The sequence below is a fragment of the Mycobacterium sp. DBP42 genome, from assembly GCF_005924235.1.
Taxonomy (GTDB): domain Bacteria; phylum Actinomycetota; class Actinomycetes; order Mycobacteriales; family Mycobacteriaceae; genus Mycobacterium; species Mycobacterium syngnathidarum.
This window is the reverse complement of record NZ_VCMY01000021.1, coordinates 16,809-40,168: the sequence shown is the minus strand read 5'-3', so window position 1 is coordinate 40,168 and position 23,360 is coordinate 16,809. Positions and strand designations below refer to the sequence as shown.

Sequence of the window (23,360 nt, the reverse complement as noted above, 5' to 3'; positions counted from 1 at the left end):
CATGACGACGTATCGCCGGATCGCTGCACTGGGCAGCTCCTATGCTGCCGGACCAGGCATCCAACCTGTCGTCAACCGTGCCGCGATGCGTTCGGGCAACAACTACGCACACGTATTGGCGCGCGCCCTCGGCGCCGAACTCACCGATTTGACGGTCTCGGGAGCAACGACGTCGACCGTCCTGGATGTCCCGCAGCGTGTGGGGTTCGTGACGTTCGCACCACAGATTCGCTCACTGCCCGCCGACGCCGACCTGGTCCTCATCACGGCGGCAGGCAACGATCTGGAGTACCTGGGCTCTGCGGTCAAGCTCGGCGTCCGCTTCACCCTCGACCGGTACACGCACGGGCTGCTGCAGCGCTGGATACCCGCCGGCATTCCGGTGGCGACTCGGCAGCAGCGGGACAGGGCTGCCGCCGGGCTCGCGCGTATCGTGACCGAAACACGTTCCCGTGCACCGCAAGCACGTGTCGTTCTCGTCGATTACCTACCCATGGTGGGTGGCGCGACCGTCCCTTTCACCGATGTCCCGTTCGACAGGACCGTCATCGACGCTCTCGCGGTTATCCACGATCAGCTGTCGTCGGTATTCATCGATGTCGCCGGGCAAACTGGCGCCGATCTCGCACAAGCATCCCGGCTCGGCCGTGGGCATGAACTCGGTAGCCCGTTCCCGTGGATCCAGCCGTTGCAACCTGTCCACCGAATTGCGAGTTCGTTTCACCCGACCGCCGACGGGATGAAAGCTGTTGCCAGGGAACTACTGAAAATCGTCGGTGCACCCCTCGGGGGGTGAGCAGCGGCCAACGCTCGCGGGCCGGCCTGCCCGCTCGCACCCGAGGGGTACGCGAAGCTTACGCGGAGGCTTCTTCCTTGACGCCGAGTCGCTGCGCGATCTGCTCGGCGGTGTGTAGACCAGTCAGGATGGCGCCGTTCATGGTGCCGGCCCACTCGCCCGCGGTTTCGGTGCCCGCCCAGTGGATGCGCCCGTGCGGTGTGGTGAGGGCCTCGCCGTAGTTCACCGATGCAAAAGGCGGCGCGGCCGGATGCGGGCCGCCCGGGGCGAAAGGTTCTGTGCCCCAACAGTGATCGATGTAATCGATGGGGCTGCCAGCCTGCTCGCCGTACAGGTCGACCAATTGATCGAGAACCAGTTTCCGCCGAACGTCCGGACCGAAGCCGTCGTACACCCGCGCGGTGCAGAAGACCATCAGGATCCCCGGCCCGTCATCGCTGGGTGACACGTCGAAGGTGATGAACACCGGCGCGGTATCGGCCAACGCCTCACCCGAAAGTCCCTCAGCCCGCCAGAAGGGCTTGTCGTAGGCAACGAACGCCTTGCTCAGCGCGCCCATCGGGAAGCTCGTCGTGAGCCCCTCGATCTTGTCCGGCAGGGCCGGGCGGTACTCGATGTACGCCCGATGCTCGGGGGCTGCGGTCACGATGGCGTACTTGGCATTGATCAGTCCCGAGTCGGTGGAGACCGTGACGCCGCTATCGTCTTGCGAAATCTCGCAAACCCGGGTGTCCAAGACAATCCGGTCGCCGATCTGCGCAGCGAGCCGCTTGGCGATCTCCTCAGTGGTTTCGGTGACGCGATACTCCTGCTGTCCGCCTTCGACGGCAAGCATGTGATCGAGCCCGCCCACGGCCTGGATGTAGCGCAACACGTGCAGCAGTGACACATCGAGCGGGCTGCAGCCCCACTGCACCCTGGTGACGATGAACATCAGGGCACGAGTGCTGGTCGCGGCCTGCTGCTGGTCGAGCCATTCGCCGAACGAGATCGAGTCGAGCTGGCCGGCGTTGGGGGATCTCCAGGCAGCATTGACATCGATGGTCTCCAGCAATGTGTTCAGCGCCATTTGGATGCGGCCCAGATCCTCCACGTCCACCGGCCCGGTCGTCGGCAGGGTGCCCGTGTAGGTCTGGCGTTGCCCGGCCATCCAGAGAACGTTGACGCCTTCGTCGAACTGAGGGGTCAGTGAACACCCCAATCGCTCCATCAGGTCACGGATTGCGGTGTGGCGCTGGGCAACCCACGTCGCACCCAGGTCGACCTTGACCCCGGCCACCTCGCCCGTGTACGACCGGCCGCCGACCCTGTCGCGACCTTCTACGACGAGAACGGACGCGCCCATGTTGACGAGCCTGTCTGCAGCGCTCAAGCCGGCGAAGCCCGCCCCGACAATCACGACATCAACCGATGCGGACCCGTCGCCGCCTTCGGGTGATGTCAACACGGTGTGTTTTTCCACTGTTTCCTCCATCGCTCCTGATTGATGATGCGAGATGCAGCGGGCGGCAGCGTAGGACAGAGCATGCGCAGCATGAGCTACTGCACGCGACGGATCGCCCTGGCAATCGACGCATCTCGCAACTGACAAGTTCACTGTCGCGGCTATAGGCGCAGGGCCGCTACAACGGTGCTCACCGACTGCTGAGGCGAACAGGTGCAAGGTGCACCCCTGATCGACTGCCGTCCGTGCTGCAGCGCACCGACGTCGAGTCCTGCGTCAGCACCGTCGCGGCGGCGGTCAATGCCGTGACAGCGGTGATCGACGCGCCCAGCGGATTCCTGTCGATGGGAGATCTTCCCCCCGTCCTGGCAACGAAAGATGCGCGGTGGGGTGCTGAAGGGGTGCAACATGCACCGCTGCCTCGCTCAATTGGTTGAGAGGTGCCGTGGCACGTGACCAGTCTCAGCGGCCATAGTGAGATGAACGCCATGCCAACAGCTCGACGCTATCCCTAAACCTCAACTCGCAGAAAGAGATAACGCGATGACAACCGCAGTTTCGAACCTCAGGAAGCTTCCCTCCACGGCGGACGTCGCGGACATCCTCGCCGTCGTCGCCGAGGACGGCGGGGTGATCATCGAAGGACTGCTCACCCCCGAACAGGTCACCCGGTTCAATGCCGAGATCGAGGCCCCCCTCACCGCGCTGACCGCCGGCGGCAAGCACGAACTCGAGATCGTCAACGAGTTCCACGGCGCCAACACCAAGCGCCTCACCAACCTGGTCACCCACAGCCCGGTCTTCCGCAACGAGATCATCGACCACGACCTGGTCCACGCCCTGTGTGATGCGACCTTCCTCGAGGAGTCCGGCACCTACTGGATGACCACCGCCCAGGTCATCGAGATCGGACCCGGCAACCGCTCGCAGTTCCTGCACCGCGACCTCGAGAACTGGTTCCCTTTCGTCGGCATGGGCCCCGCCGGGCCGGAGATCACCCTCAACTTCCTCATCGCCCTCACGGACTTCACCGAGGAGAACGGCGCGACCCGCGTCATCCCGGGCAGCCACCAGTGGCCCGACTTCCAGGACCGCGGCACCCCTGAGCAGACCGTTCCCGCGATCATGAACGCCGGCGACGCCCTCTTCTTCAGCGGCAAGACCGCCCACGGCGGCGGTGCCAACGTCACCACCGATCAGTACCGCCGCGCGGTGTCCTTCGCGTTCAACCCGGGCTTCCTGGTCGGGGAGGAGGCGTACCCGTTCCTCATCGATCGTGACGTGGTGAACACCCTGCCGGAGCGCGTCCAGCGCATCCTTGGCTTCCGCTCTCAGTACCCCACCGGCTCGCCCGGACTCTGGATGGTCGACTACCGCGAACTCGCCGACCACCTCGGCCTGTAGCGGCAGACTGTTGCCATGACACCGGATCAGCTATGGCCCGATGCATCCGATCCGGTCCGTCGGCTGATCCGCGGACTTGCCGAGACGGCGCTGGCGAGGTCCGGGGACGTCATCGACGAGCTGACGGCAGCGTCGCTGCAGGACCCGCGGTACCGGGCGATCGCCGAGGACCCGGTGCTCGCCGAGGTCGACGCCCGCATGGTGGCCACCCACCTCAAGCACTGGCTGACGTCCAACATCACCGAACCGGGTCGCCGGGTCGCCCCGGCAGCGGGAAGCGCGATGCGCACCTACGCACGTGATGTGGTGCTGCGCGGTCTGACCACCGACGATGTCCTGTCGTGGCGATCGGCTCAACGTGTCGCCTGGAAGTGGTGGCTGGCCACGTGTTTCCAGGCGACGGACGACGCGGAACAGCTTCGCGAACTGATCGAGGTCTCCGGTTATTCGCTCACGGCATTCGTCGATGACTCCATCGCCGAACTTGCCGAGCACATCCGCAAGGTCCGCGAGGAGTTCGCCGGTGGCTCGCAGCTGCAGCGCTACGCCACCGTCGAGCTCCTGCTCCAGGGCGCGGATATCGAACCGTCGCGCGCCGAAGCGCAGCTGGGCTATGCACTGACGGGTTCGCACATCGGCGTCGTCGTCTGGGTCGAATCCGAGAAAGACGTCGCCGAACTCGAACGCGCCAGTGAGCAGGTGATGCGGGCGTGCGGCGCGGACCGGCGGCTGACGGTGGTTGCCGGTACCGCTGCGGTGTGGCTGTGGATACCGGCGAAGACCACGCCGACGGTCACGGACCTCGCCGAACATCTGGGGAGACGGTGCGGTGCGCGCGTGGCACTCGGCCGCGCGGCCCCAGGGGTGAGCGGCTTTCGGCGAACGCACATGGATGCCGCTGCAGCGCAACGGCTTCTGGCGCGCCTGGACTCCGGGCTGTCGATCGTGCGCTACGAGGACGTCCACCTGGTGGACCTGTTGTCGACGGATCTGCCGTCGGCCGACCGGTTCGTCGCCGACGTGCTCGGTGAATTGAAGGACGCCAGTCCGGTGCTGCACCAGACGGTACTGACCTACGTGGACGAGGGACTCAACCGCACGAGCACCGCAGAACGGCTGTACACCCACCGCAACACCATCGATCGGCGTCTTGCCCGGATCGACGAACTCCTGCCGAAACCGTTTGCGCGCAACCCGATCGAGGTGGCTGCGGCCCTCACACTGCTCAGTGTGCGCGGGGGCCACTGACTGATATGCCGGGCACCGATGAGTTTCGGAACGAATCTGGTCTATATCGGGGACGGGTCCACCCACGGACCCCGCGCGCACACTGGAGGCGTCCGAAATGCACTCAAAGATCTTCGTCAACATGCCGGTCAGCGACGTCGAACGCTCACGGAAGTTCTTCACCAGCCTGGGCTACAGCTTCAACGAGAACTTCACCAGCGACAGCGCGGTGACACTGGTGCTGGGCGAGAACCAGTTCGCAATGCTGACGCGGCGCGATGTCTTCGACTCGCTGCACCCGGTCGAGACGGCCGACGCGTCGACGACGAAGGAATGCGTCATCTGCCTGGGCGTCGACCGTCGTGAGTGCGTGGATGCGTTGGTGGACCGCGCCATCGCCGAGGGCGGCACACCGGGAGACGCCGACGACGAGGACTTCATGTACGGCCGCAGCTACCACGACCTCGATGGACACTCCTGGCAGATCTTCTGGATGGACCCGGGCGCGCAGGAGGGCTGAGGGCCCACCGGTCAGCGGGTCGACCGCTTCTTCGACCGCCTCAGCGACATGTTCGACCGGTAACCGGCGGCTCAGGCGAACGCGTACCGCACGACCACGGGCGCGTGGTCGGACAGCCGCGCGCCGGGTTCGGGTTCCTTGTCGACGGCCACCGACATGGCGGTCCGCGCGAGCCGCGGCGTGGCCAGGTGGTGGTCGATGCGCCAGCCCACGTCCTTGACGAACGACTCGCCGGCCCAACTCCACCAGGACAGCGGCCCGGGGCGGTCGCCGTGCAGCGTCCGTACCACGTCGACAAGCGTGCGCGGCCCGATCTGTGTGTCCAGCCAGGCGCGTTCCTCGGGGAGAAAGCCCTCCATCTTCTGTGCGGGCCGCCAATTGGTCACGTCGTGCGGAAGATGAGCAAGGTTCAGGTCTCCGAGCAGCAGGAACTCGCGACCCGCGTCGAGCGCCGCCCGGCGGTTCCGGCTCAGCTCGCGCGCGAACGCTCCGAGGAAGCGCATCTTCCGGTCGTACTTGGCGCCGCCGTCAGGCGTGTCGCGCATGGTGCCGGGCCGCTGCAAGTGCGCGGGTAGACCGCCCTTCGGCAGGTAGAGGCACGCCACGGTGAGGGGAACGTCCGCGAGGTCGACCTCGAGGTACCGGCCCTCGCCCGCATGGGCCCCGAGGCCCCGGCTGCGCGGCGGATGCGAGACCCAGGACCGCACATCCGACGGTGCCTCGCGCGTCAGGATCGCGACGCCGTTGCGGCCCGGGATCGAGCCGCAGTCGATCGCCGCGTGATAACCGTCGAACGTGCCGAGCTCCTCGCGTGGGCAGCGCAACTCTTGCAGGGCCACCACGTCGAGCCCCCGCCCGGCGAGCCAGGCGTCGAAGCCACGACGGCGTGCCGCCCGGATTCCGTTGACGTTGAACGTGGCAATGCCCAGCGGAGGGTTTGGAGTGTCAGGCATCTGGTGCTGGTGCTTCCGTTCGGAGCGCAACATGTGCGTCATCTGCGGCGTTGCTGGCACGTGGCCAGCCCCGTCAGTTGTCGCGAGCCTGCTCCGCCCGTACCGCCTTCAGGCGTCGCTGCTCGGCCAGAACATTCTGGTAGCTCTCGCGTTCGGCGATCAGCCACTCGGGCTTCTCCTGGAGTAGCTGATCGATCTGCTCGGTGGTGAGCGCATCTCCGACGCCACCACGCGCGAGACCGGCGATCGAGATGCCCAGCTTGGCTGCCACGAGATTCTTCGGGTGCGGCCCGTTCTTGCGGAGATCCCTGAGCCACTGCGGTGGGTTCTCTTGGAGGGCGGCGAGCTCGCCGCGGGTGATCGCGCTCTCCTGGAACTCGGCAGGTGTCGCGGGCAAATACACGTCCAGTTTCTTCGCCGCTGTGGCGGGTTTCATGGACTGCGCGTTTGGCCTGCTCATGCCCTCAGCGTATCGGTAACCTGAGGCGGTGACCCCGCAGTCCCTCACCCTCGGGTATGTACCTGGCGGGACGCCCGCCAAGTGGGCGCGGATCTGGGCACAGCGCCACCCAGAGGTGCCGCTGCAGTTGCATTCCGTCGGTGCCGCGGACGCCGCCGACGCCGTGCGGGACGGCACCGTCGACGTGGCGTTGGTCCGGCTGCCGGCCGACACATCCGGACTCGCGGTCATCCCGCTCTACGAGGAGACCACGGTGGCGGTGGTGCCGATCGATCACCTGCTCACCGCCGTCGATGAGATCACCGCGGCGGACCTCGACGGCGAACCTGTCCTGGTGCCGCTCGATCACGTCGTCGACTGGCCGAATGCTCCCGGCGTGCCGATCGATCACCGGCCCGAAACCACTCGCGACGCAACAGAACTCGTCGCCACCGGAATGGGCGCGCTCATCGTTCCACAGTCGCTGGCGCGGCTGCACCACCGCAAAGACCTCACCTACCGCCCGATCACCGACGCGCCCACCTGTCCTGTGGCGCTGGCATTCCCGGAAGGGCCGCAATCCGAACTGGTCGACGAGTTCATCGGCATTGTGCGGGGCCGCAAAGCCAGTTCGTCGCGCGGGCAGGCCGCGCCGGCGCCGAAACGCACGGCACGCGAAAAGACGCTGGCGAAGCAGGCTGCCCGCGCTGCCGCGGGCAAGGTTGCGCGCAAGCCGGGCCCGGCCAAGCGCGGTCGGCGCTGAAGCGCCGGGAATTGTGAGCCGGGGTGCGCGGTTCGTGCACACATGACCACTAACGGCGAAGCGGCGTCTTTCGGTCCCAACGCGCCTGGATACGAGTGGAAATCGACTGCCGAGGTCGACCCGGTCGAAGTCTCTCCCGGAATCACCGTCCAACCACTCTGGCGGGGTGCCAACGGAGCCAAGGCGGCGATCACCACCATCGCTGCGGGTGCGGTCTGGGCCGGTGAAGACCTGCATGACCCAGGACCCGAAGAGGTCTATGTCGTCTCCGGTGTCTTCAATGACGGCGTCAACGACTATGCCGCAGGAACCTTCCTGCACGCCCCGGCCGGGTCGTGGCACGTACCGCAATCCGCGGAAGGCTGTGTGCTGTTCCTCTTCTATCCGGAAGGCTAGGCCGGAAGAGCGTCCAGGATCTCGTCCGCGGCCCGTGTCCATGCGGCAACGTCGGGTGGGCGGGGGATGTTGCCGACCACGAGCACGACGTTGGCCAGATACTTGTCGGTGGCTACCCGCATGGCCGGGAAAGCGCCTGGGCGAGTGAGCGGTTCGATGAGCATGCGTCGGCCGATCCCCGGAACTTCCGTGGCGCCCGGCTCCCCGATATCCGCGAGGAGTTCCTCGGTGATGACCCCGGTGGTGGGGGACTGGACCTTGATCGTCGCTGTGAACGACAGAACGCCGCCCGCGGTGGCGTAGTAATTGCAGCTGTGCCCGACGGACCCATTGGAGTTCTGGATATCCGCGTCGAGGCCGTTGTCGATCTCGACCCCTGCCAGAGCCGACATCTGTGCCCCGGTGAGCAGGCAATCCGAGGGCAGGACACGGTCACGCCATGTCACGTCGGGTGCATTTCGGGCGGGGAGACTTCCGGCGACCGGTTGCCCGGTCACCACCTGCGAACACGCAGTGGCACAAAGGACCAATCCGAGGGTCGCGGTGGATCCGCATTTCCTGCCCACCCGACCTGGCAATCGCACGTTGTCACGCTATCCGATGTGCAGACGGGGGCGAAGCGAATGAAGGGGTCGTGAACGCTGACTATTGACCAAAACGTTTTTTGGTCAAAGGTGTATCGACGACAACGGGAGGTGCGATGTCGGATGCGCGACGGGAACGAGCGGACCGGATCCTCGATACGGTGTCGGACCTGCTGCTGCGCTGGGGTTATCGGCGGATAAGGATCGACGAGGTCGCCAAACGGTCGGGCATCGGCAAGGGAACGGTCTATCTGCATTGGCGTACCCGCGAGCAGATGCTCGCCGCAGTCGGATCGCGGGAAACCGCCCGGATGGTGGACGCGGTCACCGAGTCGATGCGGGCCGATCCGGAGACCGTGTTGCCGCATTTGCTGATGCGACGAATCTTCGTGGAGGCGATGGGTCGACCGGTGCTACGCGCCATTTATACGCAGGACATCGAAACGGTGGACGCGTTGGCAACCGACCGCTCCCAAAAGGGGATGGGCGCCGCGAATTTTGTCGGCTGGCGGGAGTACCTGGCAATTGTCCACCGGCATGGCTTGCTGCGGGAGGGGCTGAACCCGGCCGATGTGCACTACCCGCTCACAGCGACCGTCTATGGCTTCTTCGCAGCTGAGCCGCTGCTGCCCGACGAACTCACCCTGACCCTGGACGACAAGGCCAATCAGTTGGCTGCCACATTGCGTCGGGCTTTCGAGCCACCTCGACCACCGGCCCGAAAACACGTCGATGCTGCAGCGAGCGAGGTCGTCGCTCTCTATGAACGGATCGCCGAGCAGTTCCGGACACTCACCTACGCGCAAGGAGGACGTGATGAGCCGAAGTGACAACGACAGCTGGGATCTGACATCGAGTGTCGGTGCGACCGCCACCGTGGTGGCCGCGCAGCGCGCGATCGCATCACGAGGACAGGATCCGCTGATCAACGACCCATATGCGGAGCCTCTGGTGCGTGCGGTGGGGGGCGATGTCGTGCGGACCATGCTCGACGGCGGGGATGTGCCGGATGGCGCCGCTGCCCTCGATCGGCAACAGCTCGCCGAGGCCATGGCGGTGCGGACCCGGTTCTACGACAGCCTGTTCACCGATGCAGCCGGCGCAGGCGTGCGGCAGGCAGTGGTCTTGGCCTCGGGCCTGGACACGCGTGCCTACCGCTTGCCGTGGCCTGCCGGGTCGGTCGTGTACGAAATCGATCAGCCGGCGGTGATCGAGTTCAAGACCGCGACACTGGCCGGCCTGGGTGTCGAGCCCGCCGCCACGCACTGTGCGATCGCCGTCGACCTACGCGATGACTGGCCAAAAGCGTTGGTGGACAACGGGCTAGACGCCGGCAGTCCGACGGCGTGGATTGCCGAAGGATTGCTGATCTACCTGCCGCCCGCGGCCCAGGATCAGTTGTTCGACGACATCACGCGGCTGAGCGCCCCCGGTAGTTATCTCGCCACCGAGTACATTCCCGACGCGTCGGCTTTCTCCGAAGATCGGTCACGGGGCGTCGCGGAGGGCTTTCGCCGGTTCGGCTTCGACGGCGAGTTGTCCCAGCTCGTCTATCAGGGGCGGCGCAGCTCTGTCGTCGAGTACCTGACGGCATGTGGTTGGGAGGTGTCAGCCCAGTCTCTGGAAGAGGCCTACGCCGCCAACGGGTTTGAACTCCCCGGCGATGACATGTTCGCCGCGTTCTCCGATGCCCGCATTGTCAGTGCGGTGCTCACCGGCAAGCCGTCGCCGTAGGATGCCCAATGGCCAGTTGTGCCACGCCAAACTCGAAAATGCGTGTCACAACTGGCCATTCGACGGGCACCAATGACGCCTACGTGTGCTGCGGACTCTGCGCCTTCTTGTACAGCGACTTGAGCAGCGCGTCACGGAAGGTGTGGTTGTCCAGTGCCTTCAGGCCCGCACCCGCGACTCCGGGTATGCCCGCGAGCTTGTGGAAAAAGCGGCCCCTCCGGTATTCACGACCCCACGTCGCACGCATCCGCTGCTCGTAGTTGGTGAAGTCGTCCGGTCCGCCGTTGGTGAGTGCCGCGATCGCGCATTCGCCTGCGGTCAAACCGGATTCGAGTGCCTTGGAGATGCCCGCCCCGGACACCGGCTTGCCCGCACCGAGGGAGTCGCCGACGAACAGCACACCCGGGCGCCACGGCGGCCACGCCGTGAAACCCATCGGCAATCGCCAGGCCCGCACACTCTTGTTCTTCTTGAGTTCCTCGATCGGTGGCAGCTCCCATTCGGTGGGCAGGGTCCGCAGGAAGTCGCCGAGGAATTGGGTGGCGTTGATGGACTGCCAGTTCTTGTAGCTGTTGACGTAGCCGAGCCCGATGTTGAACCGGCCGCCGCCCATGGGGAACACCCAGCCGTAGCCCGGCAGCTGATCGCCCTGGAACAACAGCTTGAGATAGATCTCGAAGGTGTCGGAGTCGGGGCGGTTGGCGTGCATTTCGGACCGGATCGCGATCGCCGAGTAGCCGTTGTACTCCGAGTCGATCTTCAGGGCACGCTTGATGGGGGAGTAGGCGCCGTCAGCCGCGATCACGGCGTCGCTGAACACCTTCTCACCGTTTTTGAGCACGACGCCGACCACGCGGCCCTTGGCGTCGAACTCGGGCCCGGCCACCTCGGCTCCCTGACGTACCTCGGCTCCCACCGACTCGGCGTGCTTGAGCAGCAGCGTATCCAACTCGGTGCGGCTGACGGTATGCCCGTGATCGGGCATACCGGGGCGACGCGGGAAGTACAGATCCCACTCGCTGGGGCTGTACACAGTCACTTTGTTGATCCGATGGAATTTGGCGACCTCGTCGGCCAGTCCCATCTTCTGCAGGTAGCTCACGGCGCGGGCGGTCAGCCCGTCACCACATGGCTTGTCGCGGGGGAACTCCGCCTTGTCCAGAACCAACACCTTGGCGCCGGTCTGGGCGGCCTGCCACGCCGCGGCTGACCCGGATGGGCCGCCACCTGCAATGACCAGGTCGTATCGCTGCGTCATGAGCCTCGTCTCATTGGTTGACTGTGGCTGCGATAGTACCCAAGCGAGATGGCGGCGGCTCGACGGGCGAACGCCCGGGTCAAACGGCAAAACCGCGTGTTGTGGGGCGGTCTGGGCAGGTCAGCGCCATCGGGCGGTACAGTGATCGCGTGCGGCGAACGTCGAGATCACATTCCAGCGCTGGCGCGGGCGTCAAGGTTGATGCCCGCAGCGAGCGCTGGCGTGAGCACCGCAAGAAGGTGCGTTCGGAAATCGTCGACGCCTCGTTCCGGGCGATCGACAGGTTGGGGCCCGAGGTCAGCCTGCGGGAGATTGCCGAAGAGGCGGGCACTGCCAAGCCCAAGATCTACCGCCACTTTGCCGACAAATCCGATCTGTTCCAGGCCATCGGCGAGCGCCTGCGCGACATGCTGTGGTCGGCGATCTACCCGGCCATCAACCTGGGCGCCGACCCGGCCCGGGAAGTCATTCGCCGCAGCGTCGAACAGTACGTGCTGCTGGTCGACGAACACCCGAACGTGTTGCGGTTCCTGATCCAGGGCCGGTTTGCCGAGCAGAGCGAATCGACCATGCGGGCGCTGAACGAAGGCCGCGGGATCACCCTGGCGATGGCCGACATGTTCTCCAATGAACTGCGCGAGATGGAACTCGACGGTGCCGCGATCGAGTTGGCCGCATTCGCCACCTTCGGTGCGTGCGCCTCGGCCACGGACTGGTGGCTGGGCACCGACGAGGACAGCCCGCGCCGGATGCCTGCCGCGGAGTTCGTCAATCACCTGACCACGATCATGGTCGGTTCCATCAACGGCACCTGCGAACTGCTCGGCATCTGGATCGACCCGGACCTCCCGTTGCACGAGGGTGTCCAGCGGCGCCAGCACGCCAGCTGACCGACTCGTTGACAGTCCGGTACCAGGTCCGGAGACTGGTGAGTATCCGGTACCGCCGTTCCCAGAAAAGGACCTGAGCTATGACGGCTACCCAACCCTCACCGCAGGGTCAGCAACCAATCCAGACCCGCGCCTTGATCATCGGCAGCGGGTTCTCGGGGATGGGGATGGCGATCGAGCTGCAACGACGTGGCGTCGATTTCCTGATCCTCGAGAAGGCCGACGAATTCGGCGGCACTTGGCGCGACAACACCTATCCGGGTTGCGCCTGCGACATCCCGTCGCACATGTACTCCTTCTCTTTCGAACCGAAGGCGGACTGGAGCCACATGTGGTCCTTCCAGCCCGAGATCCAGGCCTACCTGCTGGGTGTGGCCGCCAAGTATGGGCTGCGTCGCAACACCCGCTTCAACACCCACGTGGACCGTGCGCACTGGGACGACCAGGAGCTGCGTTGGCACGTGTTCAGTGACACCGGGCAGGAGTTCATCGCCCAGTTCCTGGTCTCGGGCGCCGGCGGTCTCCACATCCCGCAGATTCCCGAGATCGAAGGCCGCGAGGAGTTCACCGGCGCGGCTTTCCATTCGGCGCAGTGGGACCACAGCGTCGACCTCACCGGCAAGCGCGTCGCGGTGATCGGCACGGGCGCGAGCGCGATCCAGATCGTGCCCGAGATCGTCAAGGACGTCGCCGAGCTGCATCTGTACCAGCGCACCCCGCCGTGGGTCATGCCACGCGTGAACAACAAGTTCCCGCAATGGATTCGGCGCATCTTCAGCTATGTGCCCGGTGCCCGCGCGGCGATGCGCGCAGCCATCTACTGGATCCACGAAGGCGTCGGCTTCGCGATGACCCAACAGCCGTGGCTGCTCAAGATCGGCGAGGCAATGGGCCGCTACAACATCAACCGCAGCATCAAAGACCCCGAGCTGCGTCGCAAACTCACCCCGAACTACCGCGCCGGGTGCAAGCGAATCCTCAACTCCGACACCTACTACCGCGGGATCGCCAACCCCAAGACCCAGGTGATCACCGAGTCCATCAGCCGGATGACGCCCACCGGCATCGTCACCGCCGATGGTGTCGAGCACCCGGCCGACGTCGTGGTGTTCGCCACCGGCTTCCACGTCACCGACTCCTACACCTACGTCGACATCAAGGGCGCCGGCGGTGAGGACCTGGTCGACCGCTGGAACCGTGAGGGCATGGCCGCCCACCGCGGCATCGCCGTGTCGGGCATGCCCAATCTGTTCTTCCTGCTCGGGCCCAACACCGCGCTGGGGCACAACTCGGTGGTGTTCATGATCGAGCAGCAGATCCGCTACGTGGGCCAGGCCATCGCCGCGGTCGACGAGGCCGGGGCCGCGGCGCTCTCGCCGAGCCCCCGTGCGCAGTCGGAGTTCAACACCGAGTTGCAGCACGATCTGGCGCATACGGTGTTCAACACCGGAGGTTGCCGGAGCTGGTACATGGACGCCCACGGCGTCAACCGGACCCTGTGGAGCGGCATGACCTGGCAGTACTGGCTGGCAACGCGCAAGCTGGACCCGGCGGAGTTCGATTTCATCCATGAGGCGAGCGACACGAAAACACAAGGTGTTGCGGTCCCCGCGGGTCAGTGACCCCAGGGGTAGTGTCGTGGTTACTGTCCGGCAAACACAACGACCTGGTGAAATGGGGTTCTGGTGAGCGAAGGCATGAAGCTGATCGACCGTGTCTCAGCGATCAACTGGAACCGTCTCCAGGATGAGAAGGACGCCGAGGTCTGGGACCGGCTCACCGGCAACTTCTGGTTGCCGGAGAAGGTGCCGGTGTCCAACGACATCCCGTCGTGGGGCACGCTGACCGCACACGAGAAGCAGCTCACCATGCGCGTGTTCACCGGCCTGACGCTGCTGGACACCATCCAGGGCACCGTCGGCGCGGTCAGCTTGATCCCCGATGCGCTGACCCCGCACGAGGAAGCGGTCTACACCAACATCGCCTTCATGGAGTCGGTACACGCCCGTAGCTACAGCAACATCTTCTCCACGTTGTGCTCGACGGCCGAGATCGACGATGCGTTCCGCTGGTCGGAGGAGAACCCGAACCTGCAGCGCAAGGCCGAGATCGTCATGCAGTACTACAAGGGTGACGAGCCGCTCAAGCGCAAGGTGGCCTCCACACTGCTGGAGAGCTTCCTGTTCTACTCGGGCTTCTACCTGCCGATGTACTGGAGCAGCCGGGCCAAGCTGACCAACACCGCCGACATGATCCGGCTGATCATCCGCGACGAGGCCGTGCACGGTTACTACATCGGCTACAAGTACCAGCGCGGGCTGTCCCTGGTCGACGAGCAAAAGCGTACGGAGCTCAAGGATTACACCTACGAGCTGCTTTTCGAGCTCTACGACAACGAGGTCGAATACACCCAGGATCTCTACGACGAGGTCGGCCTGACCGAGGACGTCAAGAAGTTCCTGCGCTACAACGCCAACAAGGCGCTGATGAACCTCGGGTATGAGGCGTTGTTCCCCAAGGACGAGACCGACGTGAACCCGGCGATCCTGTCCGCACTGTCACCGAACGCCGACGAGAACCACGACTTCTTCTCTGGCTCGGGTTCCTCGTACGTGATCGGCAAGGCCGTCAACACCGAAGACGAGGACTGGGACTTCTAGTCACCGCGGCCGCGGGTGCGCCGCAACAGGCGTCCCCGCAGTAGACCGCGCCGCCGTTTTTTGGCGCTCTTGTCGATGACGCTGGTGTCGCGCAGCGGCAACTGGCGAATTTCCTCGACGGGGATACCTGCCTGCAGCTGTCGGCCGCGTTCGAGCTCGGCGTCGATCTCGGCGCCGAACAGCAGGGCCACGTTGGTGATCTCAGTGGGGGAATCGGGCTTGGTCGATGCGTCCGGTGCTGGGCGCGAACGGTTTTCCTCCTCGTCAACGCGCGCAGGGGTAGCTTCGTCGCGCACTGTGCCGTCGCTCCCGCTGATTGGACAGGCCCAGTGCCACACCGAGCACCGACAAGGCGACGATGGCCGCCACCACGCCCGGCCCCGGCAGGCCGAGGCTCAGCGCCACGATGCAGACGAGCGCCGCCGCGACGATCAGAAAGGCGAAGACCGGTCCGGCGAACTGTCCGTTGGTGGTCGACTTGCGTTCCATGGGTTCGGACTACCCGCCCTGGGCGTGCACCACACAGCTTCTTTTGTCGGCTCGAAAGTGTTCGGTCGCGTGGAGCAACCACTCAGTGAGATGACAGTTGGCCCTGATAGGAAATGAGCCGATGCACCAGCTCATTGCGCAGATCTCGCTGATCCACGGCTGGTTCCCGGTGGTCGTTCAGCTGATCGCTGCCCTGCTACTGGGCACCGCGGTGGGTTGGCGCACGCAATGCTGGCGGCGCCGGTTCCTGCCCGCGCTCGTGATCGCGGCGACCGTGCTGGCGGCCGCGACGTATTGGTACATCGACTCGATCGGCGTGGCCGGTAACGCCGGGCCACCCGAATTGTGGTTCTGGATTGCGTTGAGTGTGCTGTCGGTCGGTATCGCATTGCTGGGCTGGGCGAGCGCGCGGTGGTGGCGGCGCACCGTCTCGGTGGCCGCTGTCGGGGTATGCGGGCTGGCTTGCGCGTTGACCCTCAACACGTGGGTCGGATACTTCCCGACGGTGGGCGGCCTGTGGAAGCAGCTCACGTCAAGCCCACTTCCGGGGCAGACAGACCGGCTGACCGTGACCAAGATGCAGCTGGCCCACTTTCAGCCGCCCAGCGGTGTCCTGGTCCCGGTGACCATCGATTCGACGGCTTCGGGTTTCACGCACCGTGGTGAACTCGTCTACCTCCCGCCGGCCTGGTTCGCCGACAATCCGCCGCCGCAGCTTCCGGTCGTGATGATGATCGGCTCACAACTGAACACCCCGGCCGACTGGCTGCGCGCGGGCAACGTGCTGGGCATCCTCGACGGCTTCGCGGCCGCCCATGGCGGCGATGCGCCGGTGTTCGTATTCGTCGATGCCACCGGCTCGTTCACGAACGACACCGAGTGCGTCAACGGAGTCCGCGGGAAGGCGGCCGACCACCTGACCAAAGACGTTGTCCCATATCTGATCTCGAACTTCGGGGTGCGTTCTGATCGTGATGGGTGGGGGATCGCCGGCTGGTCGATGGGCGGCACCTGCGCAGTGGACCTGACCCTGATGCATCCGGACATGTTCCGGTCATTCATCGACATCGCCGGGGATTTGCGACCCAACACCGGAACCAAGTCTCAGACGATCAACCGGCTGTTCGGCGGAGATGCCGACGCCTGGGCGGCCTACGATCCGGCCACCGTCATGCGTCGGCACGGCCCGTACGCGGATGTCACGGCGTGGTTCGAGGTGCCACACCACGACGGCGTGACGCATGACCCCACGGCCAATCCCGAGGCTCAGGACATCGCCGCGAGCACGCTGTGTGAAGCGGCCCGGGCCGAGGCGATCAGGTGCTCGGTGCAGACTGCGCCCGGCCGGCACGATTGGGTATTCGCCGCCAACGCTTTTGGCGCCGCGTTGCCTTGGCTGGCCGGCCAGCTCGACACGCCCGGTGTGGAACGGACCGAACTGCCGGTTTCGACGTTGGGGCCCGGACCCACCAACGTCCAGGCCGCCCCGGGCTAGGGATTTTCCCGCGCGGGATGCATTTTGGCGATGAATCACCAATGAATGACCGACCAACTGTCGGCCCCTCCAGTGGTGGGCCGGGCGAGAAACGGCGAAACTTACCGGGTGTCAACAAAGTCGCTGCTGATTTCGGTCCTGAACTGGCTGCGTGCCGGGTACCCGGAAGGCGTCCCGGGAACCGATCGGGTGCCGCTGCTCGCGCTGTTGCGGGCCACGCCGCTGACCGAGGAGCAGGTGGTCGAGGTGGTACGCAACATCGCCGAGGCCTCAGCGCCTGCCGACGTTGACGATCCGATCAAGCGCGACGACATCGCCGAGTTCATCGCCGATGTCACCGACCACGACGCCGGCCCGGAGAACGTTCAGCGGGTGGCGGCCAAACTGGCCGCTGCGGGTTGGCCGTTGGCCGGCGTCGACCTGGTCGCCGACGCAGACGCCGAATAACACGCAACGCCGAAGATTGCAGTCGCTGGGTGACTGCAATCTTCAGCGTTGACGAGTTGACTAGCCGCGCAGCGAGGCGGTGTCGATCACGAAGCGGTACCGCACATCACTGGCCAGCACGCGCTCGTAGGCCTCGTTGATGTAGTCGGGCTGGATGACCTCGATCTCCGGGGTGACGTCGTGCTCGGCGCAGAAGTCCAGCATTTCCTGGGTCTCCGGGATGCCGCCGATCATCGAACCGGACAGGCTGCGCCGCATGCCGGCCAGCGGGAACGGCGGAACCTCCATCGCATGTTCGGGCATGCCCAGTTCCACCAGGGTGCCGTCCACGGCCAGCAGGCCGAGGTACGCGCCGAGGTCGAGGTTGGCCGAAACGGTGTTGAGGATCAGATCGAAGCGGCCGCGCAGCTTGCGGAACGTGTCCGGGTCGCTGGTCGCGTAGTACTCGTCGGCACCGAGCCGCAGCCCGTCCTCCATCTTCTTCAGCGACTGCGAGAGCACGGTGACGTGTGCACCCATCGCGTGCGCGAGCTTGACGCCCATGTGACCCAGGCCGCCGAGGCCGATGACGGCGACCTTCTTGTCCGGCCCGGCGTTCCAGTGCCGTAGCGGAGAAAACAGTGTGATGCCCGCGCACAGCAGGGGAGCGGCCGCGTCCAGCGGGATGCTGTCGGGGATGCGCAAAACGTAGTTCTCGTCGACGACGATGGCCCCGCTGTAGCCGCCGTAGGTGGGGGAACCGTCGCGTTCGGTGGAGTTGTAGGTGCCGTGCATGCCGTAATCGCCGGTGCAGTACTGCTGCAGCCCGGCCTTGCAGTTGTCGCATTCACGACAGGAGTCGATGAAACATCCGACGCCGACATGGTCGCCGACCTTGTACTTGGTGACCTCCGAGCCCACCTCGGTGACCACGCCGGCGATCTCGTGACCGGCCACGACGGGGTAGTTGGGGGTGCCCCACTCGCCCTTGACGGTGTGGATGTCGGAGTGGCAGATGCCGGCGAAATGAATGTCGAAGGCCACGTCATGCGGCCCTACCTCACGACGGGTGATCGTGGTTTTGGCCAGCGGTTCGGTCGCCGAGTTGGCGGCATAGGCGTAAACAGTGCTCATCAAAGCCCTCTTTGCTCGTCGTCTTGTGCGTGTCCCGGAAAAGATTAGTCCGGTTAACTGACTACTGCCTGAAAGGCAGTCCACGGCGTGCAACGACACCGGCCGCGGCGGTAATCCCGCTACTGGTTGTGACTTATCTCCCGGATCGGGTTGGGTCACAGCCCGGGCGCGCGGAACGCCCCGTTGAACGACGTGCGCTCGCATCGGATCAGCCCGGCCAGGGTGTAGGGATCGCGGGCGATGAGGTCGGCGACCTCCTCTTCGCTCAGGTCGCCGGTGATGAGCACGGCGCCGGTCGCCGACTCCAGGCGGCCGGCCAGGATGATGCGGCCCGCCGCCACTTCTTCCTCGAGCCAGGCGATGTGGGCGGGCCGGGTCTGGTCGACGACGTCGATGGGCTGGGTGTACGTGGTGGTGAGGACGTGGAACACGGGGCCGAGATTAGTTGATGGGGGCGTTCACCCAGCGCAGGTCGTCGAGGATGCCGCGGGCGGCCACGATGTTCTGCCCGGTCTGCCAGACCTCGTTGTTCACCACAAACACCCGGTTGTCCTTGGCGGCCGACAAGTCCCGCCATGCGGTGCTGTGCAGGATCTTGGGCGCGTGGTCCCTGGCTGCCGAGGATGCGAACGAGACGTAGACGATGTCCGCGTCGGCGATGCGGTAATCCGCGTCGGTGGTGCTGAGCTCCTGGTAGGGCTTGTCGGTAAACCGCTGCGCCGCAGGACGATCCAAACCCACCGCGGCCAGCACGCTGCCGGGGAAGGTGTCGGCGCCGTAGACCCGCACGCTGTTCTCGGTCAGCTGCACCACCGAGGCCTGGAAGTGCGCGGCGTCGTTCTGTGCACCGGTGTCGCGGGCGGCGTCGTCGAACTGCGCGATCAGGTCGGCCGCGGCTTCTGCGCGGCCGGTCGCCTCACCCACCGTGCGCAAGGTGTCGCGCCAGGCGGCCCCGGGCGCACCGGTGAACACGGTTGGGGCGATCGCCGACAATGCGCCGAACGATGCCGGAGTCAGGTTTGCCGATCCCAGGATCAGCTCAGGATTCGCCGCTTTGATCGCGTCTACATCTGGTGCGTTCCGCGAACCGGCGGGGGCAATCCCGTGCACCACGGCCCCCAGATACGAGGGCTGCTCGGACGAACCGTCCGGAAGCGCGGCCGCGACGATGCGCGACTGCAGGCCCAGCGCGCACAACGCGTCCAGCTGGTCACCGGACAGCGCGACGATGCGTTGCGGGTCGCCGCGCACCTCGGTGGACTCGGGAATGTCGGCCCCTTCGGCTCTGTCTCCTCTGGCGTTGCGGACCTCGCGTGCCGACTGGTCGGCGGCGGCCGGCTCGGCTGCGCACGATTCGTCGGGACGACGCTGATTACCCAGCACGCCGGCATCGGCGATCTTGGTGACGCTGGTGGACATCGACGTCTGCGCCTGCTGTGTCTGCTCGGCAGAGCCGCACCCACTGGCGAGGGTTGCGGCCGCAGCGATCACCGCGAGCGCGGCGCGGGGTCGGTTGGTCAGCACCGGGCGACCGTAACATTCACAGCCTTACCGCTGGTCAAGCCCTCGCGGCCGAAAGATTCGACGCCGCGCCGCCACGCAGTACGACAGTTTGTAGGACCCAGGGACGCGAAGACCGCCGGGAGCGTTAGGATTCAGTTCGATAAGCGGGATTTCCCGACGAATCTTTGGAGGATCTCTTGGTAGCCGAAGCGCCCCCAATCGGAGAACTCGAGGCACGTCGTCCTTTTCCGGAACGGATGGGCCCCAAGGGCAACCTGATCTACAAGCTCATCACCACGACCGATCACAAGCTGATCGGCATCATGTACTGCGTCGTCTGCTTCGCCTTCTTCTTCATCGGCGGTCTGATGGCGCTGTTCATGCGTACCGAACTGGCGATGCCCGGCCTGCAGTTCCTGAGCAACGAGCAGTTCAACCAGCTGTTCACCATGCACGGCACGGTGATGCTGCTGTTCTACGCCACCCCGATCGTGTTCGGGTTCGCCAACCTGGTGTTGCCGCTGCAGATCGGCGCGCCCGACGTGGCGTTCCCGCGGCTGAACGCGCTGTCGTTCTGGCTGTTCCTGTTCGGCGCGCTGATCGCGCTCGGCGGCTTCATCACGCCCGGCGGTGCCGCGGACTTCGGTTGGACGGCCTACTCGCCGCTGACCGACGCGATCCACTCGCCGGGTGCCGGCGGTGACCTGTGGATCCTGGGTCTGGCCGTCGGTGGTCTGGGCACCATTCTCGGTGGCGTCAACATGGTCACCACCGTGGTCTGCATGCGTGCGCCCGGTATGACGATGTTCCGCATGCCGGTGTTCACCTGGAACATCCTGGTGACCTCGATCCTGGTGCTGATCGCGTTCCCGATCCTGACCGCCGCACTGTTCGGCCTGGCCGCCGATCGCCACCTCGGTGCGCACATCTACGACCCGGCCAACGGCGGCGTCCTGCTCTGGCAGCACCTGTTCTGGTTCTTCGGCCACCCCGAGGTGTACATCATCGCGCTGCCGTTCTTCGGCATCGTGTCCGAGATCTTCCCGGTGTTCAGCCGTAAGCCGATCTTCGGTTACACCACCCTGATCTACGCCACCATCAGCATCGCGGCCCTGTCGGTCGCGGTGTGGGCGCACCACATGTACGCCACCGGCGCGGTCCTGCTGCCGTTCTTCTCGTTCATGACGTTCCTGATCGCGGTCCCGACCGGGATCAAGTTCTTCAACTGGATCGGCACGATGTGGAAGGGTCAGCTGACATTCGAGACGCCCATGCTGTTCTCGGTCGGCTTCCTGATCACCTTCCTGTTGGGTGGCCTGTCCGGCGTGCTGCTGGCCAGCCCGCCGATCGACTTCCACGTCACCGACAGCTACTTCGTCATCGCGCACTTCCACTACGTGCTCTTCGGCACCATCGTGTTCGCCACCTACGCGGGCATCTACTTCTGGTTCCCGAAGATGACCGGACGTCTGCTCGACGAGCGCCTGGGCAAGCTGCACTTCTGGCTGACCTTCATCGGCTTCCACACCACCTTCCTGGTGCAGCACTGGGTCGGTGACGAGGGCATGCCGCGTCGCTACGCCGACTACCTGCCCACCGACGGCTTCACCACGCTCAACGTGATCTCCACGATCGGTGCCTTCATCCTGGGCATCTCGACGCTGCCGTTCGTGTGGAACGTGTTCAAGAGCTGGCGTTACGGCGAGCCGGTGACGGTCGACGACCCCTGGGGCTACGGCAACTCGCTGGAGTGGGCGACCTCCTGCCCGCCGCCGCGGCACAACTTCACCGAGCTGCCCCGGATCCGTTCGGAGCGCCCCGCGTTCGAGCTGCACTATCCGCACATGGTCGAGCGCATGCGCGCCGAGGCCCACGTGGGCCGCACGCATCACGCGGAGCTCGAGACCGCGGACCGCTCCAGCTGACGGGTGGCAGCATCCGGGGGTGAGCACGTCGAGGAAGTTTCGATGATCGGTGCTCCGCGAGAGCGCTCGTCGGTACTGATCACCGTCACGGGGGTCGATCAGCCCGGTGTGACTTCGGCGCTGTTCGAGGTGCTTGCCCGCCATCAGGTCGAGCTGCGCAACGTTGAACAGGTCGTGGTCCGCGGCCGGCTCACCTTGGGTGTGCTGGTCGCGGCCCCGGCCGAGACGGTCGACGGCGACGCGCTGCGAAGCGATGTCGAGACGGCGATTCACCAGCTCGGCCTGGACGTCACGGTCGAGCGCAGCGACGACATGCCGGTCATGCGCGAACCGTCGACCCACACGATCGTGGTGCTCGGCCGCCCGATCACCGCTGAGTCGTTCAGCGTGGTCGCCCGTGCGGTCGCGAGTCTGGGCGTCAACATCGACACCATCCGCGGGGTGTCCGACTATCCGGTGACCGGCCTGGAACTCCGGGTGTCGGTACCGGCCGGTGCCGCATACAGCCAACTCCAGTCGGCCCTGGCCCAGGTGGCCGTCGACGAGGGTGTCGACATCGCCCTCGAGGATTACAGCCTCGCCCGACGGGCCAAGCGGCTCATCGTCTTCGACGTCGACTCCACCCTGATCCAGGGCGAGGTCATCGAAATGTTGGCCGCCCGGGCCGGCATGGAAGCCCAGGTCGCCGCGGTCACCGAAGCCGCGATGCGCGGTGAATTGGATTTCGCCGAATCACTGCACCGCCGGGTGGCGACCCTGGCCGGCCTGCCCGCCTCGGTGCTCGACGATGTCGCCGAGCAGGTCGAACTGACCCCTGGCGCCCGGACCACCATCCGCACCCTGCGGCGGCTCGGTTTTCACTGCGGCGTGGTGTCGGGCGGTTTCCGTCAGGTCATCGAACCGCTGGCGCACGAACTCATGCTGGACTACGTGGCCGCCAACGAACTTGAAGTCGTCGACGGCAAGCTGACCGGGCGGGTGATCGGTCAGGTCATCGACCGGCCGGGTAAGGCCAAGGCGCTGCGCGATTTTGCCCAGCAGGTCGGCGTGCCCATGGAACAGACCGTGGCCGTCGGCGACGGCGCCAACGACATCGACATGCTGGCCGTGGCGGGCCTCGGCGTCGCCTTCAACGCCAAACCCGCGTTGCGTGAGGTGGCCGACGCGTCGCTCAGCCACCCCTACCTGGACACCGTGCTGTTCATCCTCGGTGTCACCCGCGGTGAGATCGAGGCCGCCGATGCCCTCGACGGAGTGCTGCGCCGCGTCGAGATCCCCGAGGACTGACAGCGCATCGACTCACCCCTGAAGTAGGGTGGG

At 65.7% G+C, this 23,360-nt stretch carries 25 protein-coding genes and 1 pseudogene; 16 read left to right on the top strand and 10 right to left on the bottom strand.

Going from position 1 to position 23,360, the window contains the following annotated elements:
- The first annotated feature begins 1 nt into the window (after position 1).
- Positions 2-796 carry an SGNH/GDSL hydrolase family protein gene (locus E0T84_RS18930; RefSeq protein ID WP_138745204.1) on the top strand — a complete coding sequence of 265 codons (795 nt, stop codon included), beginning with the start codon at positions 2-4 and terminating at the stop codon, positions 794-796.
- A gap of 58 nt (positions 797-854) precedes the next feature.
- Here the strand turns inward: E0T84_RS18930 and E0T84_RS18925 are convergent, their stop codons facing one another.
- On the bottom strand, positions 855-2,243 hold the full coding sequence (locus E0T84_RS18925; protein ID WP_371726084.1) for a flavin monoamine oxidase family protein: 1,389 nt from the start codon (positions 2,241-2,243) through the stop codon (positions 855-857).
- A gap of 242 nt (positions 2,244-2,485) precedes the next feature.
- Here E0T84_RS18925 and E0T84_RS18920 point away from each other — a divergent pair, with 242 nt between their 5' ends.
- From E0T84_RS18920 to E0T84_RS18905, 4 genes are all read left to right on the top strand, one after another.
- Positions 2,486-2,677 (top strand): hypothetical protein, encoded by a 192-nt coding sequence (locus E0T84_RS18920; RefSeq protein ID WP_070188886.1) that lies wholly within the window; start codon positions 2,486-2,488, stop codon positions 2,675-2,677.
- A 106-nt stretch (positions 2,678-2,783) separates the two neighbouring features.
- The gene (locus tag E0T84_RS18915) at positions 2,784-3,644 is read left to right on the top strand and encodes a phytanoyl-CoA dioxygenase family protein (protein WP_138745202.1); all 861 of its coding nucleotides are present in this window, start codon (positions 2,784-2,786) and stop codon (positions 3,642-3,644) included.
- Between the two features lie 15 nt (positions 3,645-3,659).
- Positions 3,660-4,892, top strand: a complete 1,233-nt coding sequence (locus E0T84_RS18910) for a CdaR family transcriptional regulator (RefSeq protein WP_138745201.1) — start codon at positions 3,660-3,662, stop codon at positions 4,890-4,892.
- A gap of 97 nt (positions 4,893-4,989) precedes the next feature.
- The gene (locus tag E0T84_RS18905) at positions 4,990-5,391 is read left to right on the top strand and encodes a VOC family protein (protein ID WP_070945222.1); all 402 of its coding nucleotides are present in this window, start codon (positions 4,990-4,992) and stop codon (positions 5,389-5,391) included.
- A gap of 71 nt (positions 5,392-5,462) precedes the next feature.
- Here the strand turns inward: E0T84_RS18905 and E0T84_RS18900 are convergent, their stop codons facing one another.
- Together E0T84_RS18900 and E0T84_RS18895 are read right to left on the bottom strand one after the other, a co-directional pair.
- The gene (locus E0T84_RS18900) at positions 5,463-6,344 is read right to left on the bottom strand and encodes an exodeoxyribonuclease III (RefSeq protein ID WP_070945285.1); all 882 of its coding nucleotides are present in this window, start codon (positions 6,342-6,344) and stop codon (positions 5,463-5,465) included.
- Between the two features lie 73 nt (positions 6,345-6,417).
- On the bottom strand, positions 6,418-6,804 hold the full coding sequence (locus tag E0T84_RS18895; protein ID WP_070945223.1) for a DUF5997 family protein: 387 nt from the start codon (positions 6,802-6,804) through the stop codon (positions 6,418-6,420).
- A 28-nt stretch (positions 6,805-6,832) separates the two neighbouring features.
- Here E0T84_RS18895 and E0T84_RS18890 point away from each other — a divergent pair, with 28 nt between their 5' ends.
- Together E0T84_RS18890 and E0T84_RS18885 are read left to right on the top strand one after the other, a co-directional pair.
- A complete protein-coding gene (locus E0T84_RS18890) occupies positions 6,833-7,546 on the top strand; it encodes a LysR family transcriptional regulator substrate-binding protein (RefSeq protein ID WP_138745200.1) in 714 nt (237 codons plus the stop codon).
- Between the two features lie 42 nt (positions 7,547-7,588).
- The gene (locus E0T84_RS18885; protein ID WP_138745199.1) at positions 7,589-7,942 is read left to right on the top strand and encodes a cupin domain-containing protein; all 354 of its coding nucleotides are present in this window, start codon (positions 7,589-7,591) and stop codon (positions 7,940-7,942) included.
- Here the strand turns inward: E0T84_RS18885 and E0T84_RS18880 are convergent.
- Positions 7,939-8,388, bottom strand: coding sequence for a hypothetical protein (locus tag E0T84_RS18880; protein ID WP_138745198.1), 450 nt, complete (start codon positions 8,386-8,388; stop codon positions 7,939-7,941). The genes E0T84_RS18885 and E0T84_RS18880 overlap by 4 nt on opposite strands.
- Before the next feature lie 254 nt (positions 8,389-8,642).
- Here E0T84_RS18880 and E0T84_RS18875 point away from each other — a divergent pair, with 254 nt between their 5' ends.
- Both E0T84_RS18875 and E0T84_RS18870 read left to right on the top strand, forming a co-directional pair.
- Positions 8,643-9,356 (top strand): TetR/AcrR family transcriptional regulator, encoded by a 714-nt coding sequence (locus E0T84_RS18875; RefSeq protein WP_138745197.1) that lies wholly within the window; start codon positions 8,643-8,645, stop codon positions 9,354-9,356.
- A complete protein-coding gene (locus tag E0T84_RS18870) occupies positions 9,343-10,260 on the top strand; it encodes an SAM-dependent methyltransferase (protein WP_138745196.1) in 918 nt (305 codons plus the stop codon). Before E0T84_RS18875 ends, E0T84_RS18870 begins: the two co-directional genes overlap by 14 nt.
- A 79-nt stretch (positions 10,261-10,339) precedes the next feature.
- Here the strand turns inward: E0T84_RS18870 and E0T84_RS18865 are convergent, their stop codons facing one another.
- Entirely contained in the window at positions 10,340-11,518 is a 1,179-nt protein-coding gene (locus E0T84_RS18865; protein WP_070945228.1) for an NAD(P)/FAD-dependent oxidoreductase, read from the bottom strand.
- 149 nt (positions 11,519-11,667) lie between these two features.
- Between E0T84_RS18865 and E0T84_RS18860 the strand changes: the two genes are divergently transcribed.
- The 3 genes from E0T84_RS18860 (at position 11,668) to nrdF (ending at position 15,068) form a co-directional block, all read left to right on the top strand.
- Complete coding sequence (locus E0T84_RS18860; RefSeq protein ID WP_070188897.1) at positions 11,668-12,408, top strand: TetR/AcrR family transcriptional regulator; 741 nt, start codon at positions 11,668-11,670, stop codon at positions 12,406-12,408.
- Positions 12,409-12,488: 80 nt separating this feature from the next.
- On the top strand, positions 12,489-14,030 hold the full coding sequence (locus E0T84_RS18855; protein ID WP_138745195.1) for an NAD(P)/FAD-dependent oxidoreductase: 1,542 nt from the start codon (positions 12,489-12,491) through the stop codon (positions 14,028-14,030).
- A 75-nt stretch (positions 14,031-14,105) separates the two neighbouring features.
- A complete protein-coding gene (gene nrdF / locus E0T84_RS18850) occupies positions 14,106-15,068 on the top strand; it encodes a class 1b ribonucleoside-diphosphate reductase subunit beta (protein WP_070188899.1) in 963 nt (320 codons plus the stop codon).
- On the opposite strand, the pseudogene E0T84_RS18845 reads toward nrdF, so the two are convergent.
- Together E0T84_RS18845 and E0T84_RS18840 are read right to left on the bottom strand one after the other, a co-directional pair.
- Positions 15,065-15,268: pseudogene (locus E0T84_RS18845) on the bottom strand (YihY/virulence factor BrkB family protein); the annotation flags it as partial. The gene nrdF and the pseudogene E0T84_RS18845 overlap by 4 nt on opposite strands.
- 64 nt (positions 15,269-15,332) lie before the next feature.
- Positions 15,333-15,557 (bottom strand): hypothetical protein, encoded by a 225-nt coding sequence (locus tag E0T84_RS18840; RefSeq protein WP_070188901.1) that lies wholly within the window; start codon positions 15,555-15,557, stop codon positions 15,333-15,335.
- Positions 15,558-15,678: 121 nt separating this feature from the next.
- Between E0T84_RS18840 and E0T84_RS18835 the strand changes: the two genes are divergently transcribed.
- Positions 15,679-17,052, top strand: coding sequence for an alpha/beta hydrolase-fold protein (locus tag E0T84_RS18835; RefSeq protein WP_138745194.1), 1,374 nt, complete (start codon positions 15,679-15,681; stop codon positions 17,050-17,052).
- Positions 17,053-17,160: 108 nt separating this feature from the next.
- Complete coding sequence (locus E0T84_RS18830; protein ID WP_070188987.1) at positions 17,161-17,499, top strand: DUF3349 domain-containing protein; 339 nt, start codon at positions 17,161-17,163, stop codon at positions 17,497-17,499.
- Between the two features lie 60 nt (positions 17,500-17,559).
- On the opposite strand, the gene E0T84_RS18825 is transcribed toward E0T84_RS18830, so the two are convergent.
- From E0T84_RS18825 to E0T84_RS18815, 3 genes are all read right to left on the bottom strand, one after another.
- On the bottom strand, positions 17,560-18,612 hold the full coding sequence (locus E0T84_RS18825; protein WP_138745193.1) for an NAD(P)-dependent alcohol dehydrogenase: 1,053 nt from the start codon (positions 18,610-18,612) through the stop codon (positions 17,560-17,562).
- Between the two features lie 155 nt (positions 18,613-18,767).
- Entirely contained in the window at positions 18,768-19,043 is a 276-nt protein-coding gene (locus E0T84_RS18820) for a YciI family protein (RefSeq protein ID WP_070945233.1), read from the bottom strand.
- A gap of 10 nt (positions 19,044-19,053) precedes the next feature.
- Positions 19,054-20,136: an iron-siderophore ABC transporter substrate-binding protein gene (locus E0T84_RS18815; protein ID WP_070945234.1), complete on the bottom strand. Its 1,083-nt coding sequence runs from the start codon at positions 20,134-20,136 to the stop codon at positions 19,054-19,056.
- A gap of 176 nt (positions 20,137-20,312) precedes the next feature.
- On the opposite strand from E0T84_RS18815, the gene ctaD reads away from it, so the two are divergent.
- Entirely contained in the window at positions 20,313-22,040 is a 1,728-nt protein-coding gene (ctaD, locus tag E0T84_RS18810) for a cytochrome c oxidase subunit I (protein WP_070945286.1), read from the top strand.
- A gap of 42 nt (positions 22,041-22,082) precedes the next feature.
- Positions 22,083-23,327 carry a phosphoserine phosphatase SerB gene (serB, locus tag E0T84_RS18805; RefSeq protein WP_165617785.1) on the top strand — a complete coding sequence of 415 codons (1,245 nt, stop codon included), beginning with the start codon at positions 22,083-22,085 and terminating at the stop codon, positions 23,325-23,327.
- Positions 23,328-23,360: the final 33 nt, after the last annotated feature.